This window comes from Diaphorobacter sp. (assembly GCF_050251835.1).
Classification (GTDB): domain Bacteria; phylum Pseudomonadota; class Gammaproteobacteria; order Burkholderiales; family Burkholderiaceae_C; genus JBFXIE01.
The window spans coordinates 40,655-51,352 of the sequence record NZ_JBFWLZ010000020.1; the positions used below are offsets into that span (position 1 = coordinate 40,655).

The 10,698-nt window shown below is 64.9% G+C and carries 11 protein-coding genes; 8 read left to right on the plus strand and 3 right to left on the minus strand.

Translation table 11 applies throughout. From position 1 onward, the window contains the following. Nucleotides 1–26: 26 nt before the first annotated feature. Both AB7E35_RS08815 and AB7E35_RS08820 read right to left on the minus strand, forming a co-directional pair. A complete protein-coding gene (locus AB7E35_RS08815) occupies nt 27–656 on the minus strand; it encodes a response regulator (RefSeq protein ID WP_428163170.1) in 630 nt (209 codons plus the stop codon). Next, a complete protein-coding gene (locus AB7E35_RS08820) occupies nt 653–1,783 on the minus strand; it encodes an ATP-binding protein (RefSeq protein WP_428163169.1) in 1,131 nt (376 codons plus the stop codon). The genes AB7E35_RS08815 and AB7E35_RS08820 overlap by 4 nt, the downstream gene beginning before the upstream one ends. 119 nt (nt 1,784–1,902) lie before the next feature. Between AB7E35_RS08820 and AB7E35_RS08825 the strand changes: the two genes are divergently transcribed. The 7 genes from AB7E35_RS08825 (at nt 1,903) to AB7E35_RS08855 (ending at nt 8,504) form a co-directional block, all read left to right on the plus strand. After that, a complete protein-coding gene (locus tag AB7E35_RS08825; protein WP_428163215.1) occupies nt 1,903–2,349 on the plus strand; it encodes a hypothetical protein in 447 nt (148 codons plus the stop codon). Between the two features lie 66 nt (nt 2,350–2,415). Continuing rightward, nucleotides 2,416–2,778 (plus strand): response regulator, encoded by a 363-nt coding sequence (locus AB7E35_RS08830; RefSeq protein ID WP_428163168.1) that lies wholly within the window; start codon nt 2,416–2,418, stop codon nt 2,776–2,778. A gap of 47 nt (nt 2,779–2,825) precedes the next feature. Further along, entirely contained in the window at nt 2,826–5,009 is a 2,184-nt protein-coding gene (locus AB7E35_RS08835) for a chemotaxis protein CheW (RefSeq protein WP_428167421.1), read from the plus strand. A gap of 45 nt (nt 5,010–5,054) precedes the next feature. Continuing rightward, the gene (locus tag AB7E35_RS08840; protein WP_428163166.1) at nt 5,055–5,543 is read left to right on the plus strand and encodes a chemotaxis protein CheW; all 489 of its coding nucleotides are present in this window, start codon (nt 5,055–5,057) and stop codon (nt 5,541–5,543) included. Between the two features lie 115 nt (nt 5,544–5,658). Then, entirely contained in the window at nt 5,659–6,510 is an 852-nt protein-coding gene (locus AB7E35_RS08845; protein WP_428163214.1) for a CheR family methyltransferase, read from the plus strand. A gap of 80 nt (nt 6,511–6,590) precedes the next feature. Then, nucleotides 6,591–7,331 (plus strand): chemoreceptor glutamine deamidase CheD, encoded by a 741-nt coding sequence (gene cheD, locus AB7E35_RS08850; RefSeq protein ID WP_428163165.1) that lies wholly within the window; start codon nt 6,591–6,593, stop codon nt 7,329–7,331. A gap of 42 nt (nt 7,332–7,373) precedes the next feature. Further along, on the plus strand, nt 7,374–8,504 hold the full coding sequence (locus tag AB7E35_RS08855) for a protein-glutamate methylesterase/protein-glutamine glutaminase (RefSeq protein ID WP_428163164.1): 1,131 nt from the start codon (nt 7,374–7,376) through the stop codon (nt 8,502–8,504). A 108-nt stretch (nt 8,505–8,612) separates the two neighbouring features. On the opposite strand, the gene AB7E35_RS08860 is transcribed toward AB7E35_RS08855, so the two are convergent. Continuing rightward, nucleotides 8,613–10,505, minus strand: a complete 1,893-nt coding sequence (locus tag AB7E35_RS08860; RefSeq protein ID WP_428163163.1) for an ATP-binding cassette domain-containing protein — start codon at nt 10,503–10,505, stop codon at nt 8,613–8,615. On the opposite strand from AB7E35_RS08860, the gene AB7E35_RS08865 reads away from it, so the two are divergent. Beyond that, nucleotides 10,461–10,698 (plus strand): hypothetical protein (locus AB7E35_RS08865; protein ID WP_428167422.1); only part of this gene is annotated, 238 nt, incomplete at its 3' end. The genes AB7E35_RS08860 and AB7E35_RS08865 overlap by 45 nt on opposite strands.

Genomic DNA, 10,698 nt, shown 5'->3' on the forward strand with positions numbered 1-10,698 from the left:
GTATCAAGCGCTGGATGCTATGGTTTTCATACCAGCTTGTTACGAATGGCATAGACCGTCAGCTCGGCGTTGTTGGCCAGCTTGAGCTTTTCGAGCACGCGGGCACGGTACACGCTCACGGTCTTGGGGCTGAGCATCAGCTCTTGCGCAATGTCCGACAGGCGCTTGCCTGAAGCCATTTTCACCAGTGTTTGCAGCTCGCGCTCGGACAGCGACTCGTGCGGCAGCTCGGGCGTAGGCTGGGCCAGGCTGTCGGCCAGCAGCTGCGCCACCTCGGGCGTGAGGTATTTGCGCCCCTGCACGATGGTCTGTACCGCGGCAATCAGCTGCACCGGGTCGCCCGCCTTGTTGGCGTAGCCGTGCGCGCCAGCCTTCAGACAGCGCAGCGCGTATTGGTCTTCGGGGTACATCGAGACGATCAGCACCTTGATGTCGGGGTGCGTCTCTCTCAGGCTGGCCATCACCTCCAGGCCGCTGCGCCCGGGCAGGTTCAGATCCAGCAGCAGCACGTCGCAGGCGGCGGTGCGCAGCACCTCGCGCAGCTCGGGGTAGCTGCCGGCCTCGCCGGTCACGCAGATGTCGGGCGACTCGGTCAGCGTGTCGCGTATGCCGCGCCGCAGCACGGCGTGGTCGTCGCATAGCACTACGTTGATCACGGGGTGTCTCCTTGGTCGCCGGCGGGCGTTTGCTGTTGGGTCAGCGGCACGGTCATGATGATGGACGTGCCGCTACCCGGGCGGCTGCTGATGTCCATCCAGCCGCCGGCGCGGCGGGCACGCTCTTGCAGGCCGCGAAGGCCGAACGAGCGCGATTTTTGCAGCATGCCGGGCGCGATGCCGCAGCCGTCATCGGTCACTTCCAGCGTCAGCACTTGCTCGTGGTCGGACAGGTCAATGTGCACCTGGGCCGCCTGCGCGTGCTTGTGCACATTGGTCAGCGCCTCTTGTGCCGTGCGGTAGGCCACCAGTTGCAGCGCGCTGGGCACGTCCAGCGCCTCGCGGCTGGTGGTCAGGCGTACGCGGATACGGGTGCGCCGCTCGAAGGTTTCGGCCAGCCAGCGCACCGCGGCCACCAGGCCCTGGTCCAGCACCGGCGGGCGCAGGTTCATCATCAGGCGCTGGCTGGCGTCGATGGCATGCTGCAGCATCTCGGTGGCGGTGGCGGCGTGCTCGCGCAGGCCGTCAGCCTGCGCATGGCGGCCTATCCAGGCCAGGTCGAACTTCACCGCAGCCAGGGCGCCGCCAATGTCGTCGTGGATCTCGCGCGCAATGGCGGCGCGCTCTTCTTCGATGGAGGTCTGCAGGTGCTCGGCCAGGTCGGCCAGGCGCTGCTGGGACTCGGCAAGGTCGGCTGCGGCCTGCTCGCGCGCGCGCCGGGCCTCGGCCACCTCGATGGCGCGCGCCAGCACGTGGGGCAGGCGGGCCATGTCATCCTTGAGCAGGTAGTCGGCAATGCCCAGGCGCATCGCATCGACGGCCGCGGCCTCGCCGATCGCGCCCGACAGCAGCACGAAGGGCGGATGTGCGGGCTGCTGCTCGACAATGCGCCAGGCATCCAGCGCCGTGAACCCGGGCAGGCGATAGTCGGCCAAAATCAGGTCGAAGGCCTCGTCGTGCAGCCACTGCGTGAAGCCTTCCAGCGTGTCGGTCTGGCGGATTTCGTGCGGCATGCCCGCGCGGCGCAGGGTCAGGCGCACCAGCGCGTGGTCTGCGGCAGAGTCCTCAAGATGCAGCACTCGCACAGGGCTTTTCGGGGCGTCATGATCGGTGGGAGTGGGTATCATAGGATACATATTGGAACAAATGAGGTCGCGCATCTCTCGCAAGAGGGCGCAGCGGCCGGGTGCAAGCCATAACGGGCAACCTGCAACAGGCTGCTGCTGCCAGCAGCGACGGAGAAATGATGCAATCTACGCTCAATACGCCAGACGGCCCTGCTGTGCAGGTACCCGTGATGGTGGCAGCCGAGTTGCAGGACTCCCTGCTGATGGTCTTGCACGACCTGCATCGCCTGGAGGGCTTGCTCAACCATGCCACGGACAATCTTTTGCAGCGGTTCGATGAGGCCAATGGAGCGTTGACCGACGCCATGGTTGGCAACTCTGTTGAGCTGGCCGCGATGCGCACGGCCTTGCGCAAGGCGGTGACGGAGTTGCAGTTCCACGATATGGCAACACAACTGCTGGGCCACACCAGGCAGGTGCTGGGCGCGTGCGTGTTCCGCCTTGCGGCCGAGACCATGGGCGGCGACGAGGGCGAGCAGGCCGCGCCGCTGGAAGGCACGGCACCCGAGCGCCCCAATCCCGTGACCCAAAGCGAGATGGCTGCGGGCTCGGTGGAGCTTTTCTAAATTGCCCGGTCCGTTGTCGTTCAAACTATCAACCTATTCACAAGTCAGAAGTCGTTGGAGCGTTAAATGCAGTCCATTCTTGCCGTCGATGATTCTCCGTCCATGCGGAAGATGGTCTCCTTCACGCTTACGGGCGCGGGCTACCATGTGGTGGAAGCCGTAGATGGCCAGGATGCACTGGAAAAGGCCGAGTCCCACGATATCCACCTGGTGCTGGCTGATCAGAACATGCCCCGCCTGGACGGCATCGGCCTGACGCGCAGACTGCGCGAGCACCCGCGGTTCAAAAACACTCCTATCCTCATCCTCACCACCGAGTCCAGTGACCAGATGAAGCAGGCAGGCCGCAGCGCGGGCGCCACCGGGTGGCTGGTCAAGCCCTTTGACCCCAACCGCCTCATCGAGGTCATCCAGAAGGTCATCCGCTGACAGCGCCGACCCACACTCCCCACACGCAGAAAACAGGAACCCGGACAATGGCGGACATCTTTCAAGAGGGCGCGGGCGCGGACTTCGACCTCAGCCAGTTCTATCAAATCTTCTTCGAAGAGGCCGGCGAGAACCTCGACCTGATGGAGCAAATGCTGTTGGGGCTGGACGTGAACGCCACCAACGATGAAGAGCTCAATGGCATCTTCCGCTGCGCTCACTCCATCAAGGGCGGCGCGGCCACCTTTGGTTTTTCCGACGTGGCCGAACTCACGCACCAGATGGAGTCGCTGCTCGACAGGCTGCGCCGCCACGAACTGCAGTTTCTCCCCCAGATGGTGGACGTGCTGCTCGAGTCCGCCGACGCATCGCGCAGCCTGCTGGCGCGCCACCAGGCGGGCGGGCAGGGCGAGGCTCTGTCCACCCATGAGCTGGTGCGCCGTATCAGCGAACTGGCCGCGGGCGCAGCGCCTGCCGAGGCGGCGCCCCCTGTGGCTGCGCCAGCGCCCGTTGCCGCGCCCGCCCCGGTCGCGCCTGCGGCAGTGCCTGCCCCGGCACCCGCGCCCGCGCAGGCCGCCAGCGGGCTGCGCGCGCTGGAGATCCACATCGGCCCGATGAACCAGCCCGCGCAGGCCGAGGCCATCAAGGAGCTGTTTCGCGACATTCCCGGCCTGGGCAGCATCAGCGATCTGCCTGACGACCGCCCGGACATGCGCCGGTTTGCCGTGCAGACGACATCCAGCGATGACGATCTGCTGGATCTGTTCGCGTTTCACGTCGCCAAGGAGCAGGTGCGCATTCTGGATGCCGGTGCCCCGGCCCCGTCTGCCGCAGCGCAGGATCACGAATTGCATGACCGCGAGCTGCATGCGCCAAGCGCTGCGGCCGTCGCCCAGCCTTATGGCTTCTTTCCCGGCGCGCCCGGCGTGCCGGCCGACGAGGTGGCCGCAGCTGCCATGTCCGCGTCGGCTGCGGTGGCGGGCTCGGTGACACCTGATGCATCTGCCGCGCCGCAGGCGCCAGCCCGTGCGCCTGCCGAATCCAGGGCCACCAGCCAGGCATCCATCGAGTCGTCCACCATCCGCGTGGCCGTGAGCAAGGTGGATCAGCTCATCAACCTGGTGGGCGAGCTGGTCATCACCCAGGCCATGCTTGCGCAAAACAGCCGCGACCTGGACCCCGGCGTGTACCAGCAACTGCTGGCGGGGCTGGCCGACCTCGATCGCAATACCCGCGATCTGCAGGAGTCGGTGATGTCGATCCGCATGATTCCCATGTCCATCGTCTTCAACCGCTTCCCGCGCATGCTGCGCGACCTGGCGAGCAAGCTGGACAAGAAGGTGGACTTTGTCACTCACGGTGAGGCCACCGAGCTGGACAAGAGTCTGGTCGAGAAAATCATCGACCCGCTTACCCACCTGGTGCGCAATAGTTGCGACCACGGCATCGAGCTGCCCGCCGAGCGCCTGGCGGCCGGCAAGCCCGAGCACGGCACGATCACGCTGTCGGCCTCGCACCAGGGCGGCTCCATCGTCATCGAGGTGCGGGACGACGGCAAGGGCATGTCGCGCGAGAAGATTCTGCGCAAGGCCCGCGAGCGCGGCATGGATGTGTCCGATGCCATGCCCGACAGCGAGGTCTGGAACCTGATTCTTGCGCCGGGCTTTTCCACGGCCGAGGTGGTGACTGACGTGTCGGGCCGCGGCGTGGGCATGGACGTGGTCAAGCGCAACATCACGGCGCTGGGCGGCTCGGTGGAGATTGATTCGGCAGAGGGCTACGGCATGCGCGTGTCGGTGCGCCTGCCGCTCACGCTGGCCATCATGGACGGCATGTCCGTCGGGGTGGGCGGCGAGGTGTACATCCTGCCGCTGTCGTCGGTGGTCGAGTCTTTCCAGGTCAACCCGGGCGACCTCAACACCGTGGCCCAGGGCTCGCAACTGGTGAAGGTGCGCGACGAGTACATGCCCGTGATGGCGCTGGAAAAGATATTCCAGGTGCCGCGCCACGACGGCGGCGAGGCCAGCACCATCATGGTGGTGGTGGAGGCCGACGGCAGCCGCGTGGCCGTGCTGGTCGATGAACTTCTGGGCCAGCACCAGGTGGTGGTCAAGAACCTGGAGACCAACTACCGCAAGGTGCCCAATGTGTCGGGCGCCACCATTTTGGGTGATGGCACCGTGGCCCTGATTCTGGATACGGCGGCCCTGGTGCGACGTGCGCGCCATTGAGTTGCCATTGGCATGGCATAACGCAGAACTACGAGGAGTGAAGGCATGAACGTGGTGGACAAGGGCGTGGAAGCCGCTGCAGCGGGAGCGCGGGAATACCTCACCTTTCGCCTGGGCCAGGAGGAATACGGCATTGACATCCTCAAGGTGCAGGAAATCCGGGGTTACGAGAACCCCACGCGCATTGCCCATGCGCCCGCCTTCATCAAGGGCGTGACCAATCTGCGCGGCACCATCGTGCCGATCGTGGACATGCGTCTGCGCTTCAACTGCGCGCAGGCCGAGTACAACAGCTTCACGGTGGTCATCATCCTGAACCTGCGCGAGCGTGTGGTGGGCATCGTCGTGGATTCGGTCAGCGACGTGATGGCGTTGTCGCCCGAGCAGGTGCGCGCCGCGCCGGACATCGAAAGCGCCATTGACGCGCAGTGCATCCGCGGCCTGGGCTCGCTGGGCGATCGCATGCTCATCCTGCTGGACATCGAAAAACTCATGTCCGGCGTGGACATGGGGCTTGCTTCGATTGGGGACTGATGATTCGCTGCGTGTTGCCTGCAAGGTGCGCGTGTCCGAAAGACCGGTCATGAATCGGCAGGAGGGCGTTCCCGCAGATCGCGCCCAGATCCGGCGCCAAGCGCGGGTGGCGGCGATGGGTGCCACGCATGACCACGACGCTGCGGCGGATCAGGGCGTTGACGCGCGCGAGTTCGCCTGGACCCAGGCCGATTTTTCACGCGTGCAGTCGCTGATCCACCAGCGGGCGGGCATCAGCCTGCACGACGGCAAGCACGCCATGGTGTACAGCCGCCTGTCGCGCCGCCTGCGCGAGACGGGGCACACCAGCTTTCGCGACTACCTGGGCTGGCTGGAGAGCAATGACGGGCCGGAGTGGCAGGAGTTCGTCAACGCGCTCACCACCAACCTCACGGCCTTCTTTCGTGAGCAGCATCATTTCGAGATTCTGGGCTCGCTGCTGCGCATGCGCTCCAGCGGGGCGTGGCGCATCTGGTGCAGCGCGGCTTCCACGGGCGAAGAGCCCTATTCCATCGCCATGACGGTGCTGGAGACGCTGGGCAACAACGCCCAGTTCAAGCTGGCGGCCAGCGACATCGACTCGCGTGTGCTGGCCACGGCGGCGCGTGGCGTGTACCGGCTCGACAGCCTCAAAGGCCTGAGCCAGGAACGCCTGCAGCGCTTTTTTCTGCGCGGCAAGGGCGCTAACGCCGGGCTGGCCCGTGTGCGCCCCGAGCTGCGTCGGCCCATTGATTTTCTGAGCGTGAACCTGATCCAGGACGATTGGCCGTTTCGCGAGCCCTTCGACGTGGTTTTTTGCCGCAACGTCATGATCTACTTCGATGCTCCCACCCAGCGGCGCGTGCTCGAGCGAATCCACCGCGTGCTCAAGCCCGGTGGTACGCTGTTCGTGGGACATGCAGAAAATTTCAGTGACTCCCGCGATCTCTTTGTCCTGCGCGGCAAGACGGTCTATGAGCGCATCTGACCCACCAGGCCGCAAACCCACCCGGCGCCCAGCAGTTCATCACCACGCACCCACCGGGCAACGCCAGACCTCTGCCGCACATGAGCACTACCACAGCAGCTGATTCCCTCGGCGCCGGCGCACCGCAGGGCGGGCCTGATCGCAGGCACCTGCCGCGCATCAGCCCGCTCGGGCCGGACGCTTCAAATCTGGCCTCCGCGCCCGAGGTGTCGCTGCAAGAGCTCAAGGCGCGCGCGCGCAGGCCGGGCGAGGCGGGGTTCTTTTTCTTTGACCCCCATTTCCAGCACAACGCTGTCAAGGTGCTGCCAGGCGAGTTTTTTGTCGCCCGCGAGCGCCTGTCCATCATGACGGTGCTGGGCTCGTGCATTGCCGCGTGCCTGTGGGACAGCCGCTCGCGCGTGGGCGGCATGAATCACTTCATGCTGCCCGATGGCGACAGCGCCGATGTGTCGGGGCGCTACGGCTCCTACGCCATGGAGCTGCTGATCAACGAGATGATGAAACTGGGCGCGCGCCGCGAGAGCATGCAGGCCAAGATTTTTGGCGGCGCGCAGGTCATGCACAACTTCACCACCTTGAACGTCGGCGAGCGCAACACCCGGTTTGTGCAAAACTACCTGGCGACAGAGCGCATCCCGGTGGTCTCGGAGGATGTGCTCGACATCTACCCCCGCAAGGTCGTGTTTTTTCCGGCGACGGGCAAGGCCATGGTCAAACGGTTGGCGCATGCGCATCCCGAGACCCTGGCCGAAGAAGTGGTGCGCGGCAACGCCGCCACGGTGGCGCGGGCGACCCGAGGCGGTTCGGTTGACTTGTTCTGACCGGGCCGTGTTCGCAATCGATACAAGGAGCGTTTGAAGGGCATGAGCGGGAAGATCAGGGTGATTGTGGTGGACGATTCGGCACTGGTACGCAGCCTGCTGTCGGCGATCATCAACCGCCAGAGCGACATGGAGTGCATCGGCACTGCCAACGATCCGTTGATCGCGCGCGAGATGATCCGCGAGAAAAACCCTGACGTGATCACGCTGGACGTGGAAATGCCGCGCATGGACGGCATCGACTTCCTGGGGCGCCTGATGCGCCTGCGGCCCATGCCGGTGGTGATGATCTCCACCCTGACCGAGCGCGGCGCCGAAGTAACGATGCGGGCGCTGGAGTTGGGTGCCGTCGATTTCGTGGCCAAGCCGCGCGTGGGGCTGGCCAGCGGGCTGAATGAGCTGGCGGCGCAGATCGTGGACAAGATCCGCGTGGCGGCAGTGGCCCATGTGCGGCGCATGCCGGTGCGCAGCGCCCAGGCCATCGTGAAGCCGGTTGCGGGAGCTGGCGCGGCTTCGGCCAGCGCCGCTGTGGCTGCGCCGCCGGTGTCGGCGTCGGCCCTGCTGGGGCGGGTGTCCACGGAAAAGCTCATTTGCATCGGCGCCTCCACCGGCGGCACGGAGGCCATCCGTGAGGTGCTGACGCAGATGCCCGCTGATTCGCCGGCCATCGTCATCACCCAGCACATGCCGCCCGGGTTTACCACCAGCTTTGCGGCGCGCCTGGACAGCCTGTGCCAGATCATTGTGAAAGAGGCAGTGAACGGCGAGCGCATCCTGCCTGGCCATGCCTACATCGCCCCGGGGGGCAAGCAGTTTTCGATTGCACGCAGCGGCGCCAATTACGTGGCTGTGGTGGATGACGGCCCGCCCGTGAACCGGCACAAACCGTCGGTGGAAGTGCTGTTCAAGTCAGCCGCAGCGGTGGTGGGGCGCAATGCCTACGGCATCATGCTGACCGGCATGGGCGGCGACGGTGCGGCGGCCATGCGCGAGATGAAGGACGCGGGCAGCTACAACTACGTGCAGGACGAAGCCAGCTGCATCGTCTTCGGCATGCCGCGCGAGGCCATCGCCCACGGCGCCGCCGACGAGGTGCTGCCGCTCAACCAGATTGCGCCCGCACTGATCGCGCGCTTGCGCGGCTCCACCGACCGGCTGCATCACCGCATTTGATAAAAATGTGAGCAGCTTGCGCTTTCCTGGCGCGGGTTAGAGCCTGATTTGGCCTTGATGATTTTGACGGCGCTGCGCACGCTGCGCAGCCTGCCGGGGTCGGGTCGGTCAGGCAGAGAGCGCGGACCAGCGCTCCAGCGCCTGCATCAGCAGCTCTTCGATTTCGCCGTCCCGCGCGTGCAGCGCCGTGGCGCGCGCAGCGTCGCGCGCATACAGGCTGGCGTCGGCCAGCTCATCGCGGATGGCCTTTTGCTCGGCTTCCAGCGCGTCAATCTGGGCGGGCAGCTGTTCCAGTTCGCGTTGTTCTTTGTAGCTCAGCTTCTTTTTTTGTAGCTGCTCGCGCTTGATTGGAGCGGGCTGGTCGTCATTTTTGTTTGCATTCTTGACGGCGGTCGCCGCCGCCGCTGCGCCTGCCAGCTCGCGGCTGCGGCGGGACTGGGTCAGCCAGTCCTGCACGCTGCCTTCGTACTCGCGCCACACCCCGCCACCCTCGCTGGCAATCGTGCTGGTGACCACGTTGTCCAGAAAGGTGCGGTCGTGGCTGACGAGGAACACCGTGCCGTCGTAGCTTTGCAGCAGCTCCTCCAGCAGATCCAGCGTGTCGATGTCCAGGTCGTTGGTGGGCTCGTCCAGCACCAGCACGTTGGCCGGGCGGGCAAACAGCCGCGCCAGCAGCAGCCGGTTGCGCTCGCCGCCCGAGAGCGAGCGCACGGGCGAATGCGCGCGCGCCGGGGAGAACAAAAAATCGCTCAGGTAGCTTTTGACATGCTTGCGCTGGGAGCCAATCTCTATCCACTCGCTGCCGGGGCTGATGAAGTCCTCCAGCGTGGCATTCAGGTCGATGCTGTGGCGCATCTGGTCAAAGTACGCGACCTGCAGGTTGGAGCCGCGCCGCACGCTGCCGCTGTCGGGCTCCAGCTCGCCCAGGATCAGCTTCAATAGCGTGGTTTTACCAGCGCCGTTGGGCCCGATCAGGCCCACCTTGTCGCCCCGCAGGATAGTGGCGCTGAAGTCGCGCACGACGGTTTTATCGCCGAAAGCCTTGGTCACGTGGGTGAGTTCGGCCACGATCTTGCCCTGGTAGCCGTTCTGGCTGCCTGATGCGATGTCCATCTTCACGCTGCCCAGAGCTTCGCGCCGCGCTGCGCGATTGGCGCGCAGGGCTTCGAGTCGGCTGATGCGGCTTTGGCTTCGTGTACGCCGGGCCTCCACACCCTTGCGTATCCACACCTCTTCCTGTGCGAGCAGTTTGTCTGCGCGGGCGCTGATGACGGCTTCTTGCGCCAGCTGCTCCTCTTTCTGCAGGACATACTGGGCAAAGTTGCCAGGGTAGGAGCGCAGCTGCCCCCGGTCCAGCTCCACGATGCGAGTGGCAATGCGGTCAAGAAAGGCGCGGTCGTGGGTGATGGTGACGATGCCGCCCTTGAAGTCGAGCAGCAAGTCTTCCAGCCAGACGATGGAGTCCAGATCCAGGTGGTTGGTGGGCTCGTCCAGCAGCAGCACGTCAGGCCGCGCGACCAGCGCCTGGGCCAGTGCTACGCGTTTTTTGGTGCCACCGGAGAGCGCGCCTATCACCGCCTGCGGATCAAGATGCAGGCGCTGCAAGGTTTCGTCCACCCTCTGTTCCCAATTCCAGGCGTCCAAGGCTTCGATGCGCGACTGCAGGGCATCCAGGTTCAGTCCGGAAGCACCAGAAAGATACTGCTCGCGAATCGCAATCGCCTCCGCGAGTCCTTGCGAGACCGCTTCAAAGATGGTGGCATCGAGCGACAGGGAGGGCTCCTGCGCGACGTAGGTGATGCGCATGCCTTGCTGCACGTTCAATGCGCCATCGTCAGGCTTTTCCAGGCCCGCCAGTATCTTGAGCAGCGAGGACTTTCCGGCGCCATTGCGCCCAATCAAACCGACGCGCTCGCCGGGCTCGAGCGCAAAGTGTGTGTGATCCAAAAGAGCTACATGCCCGAAAGCCAACTGGGCGTCCATGAGTGTGATCAATGCCATGTCCACGATTATGGAGGTGTGCGCAAAAGTGCTTCGCATGGCTGCGGCCTGCTCGGCATGACAAAAAAATGTCAGGATCGCGTTTTGGCGGGTAAACCCGATATACAATTTGCGCTCGCTACGACAAGGCGATCTCCTTTGATCAAACCGGTTGCAGCAAGGAAGCTAAAAATTTCCTGCCTTGTTTTGTTTC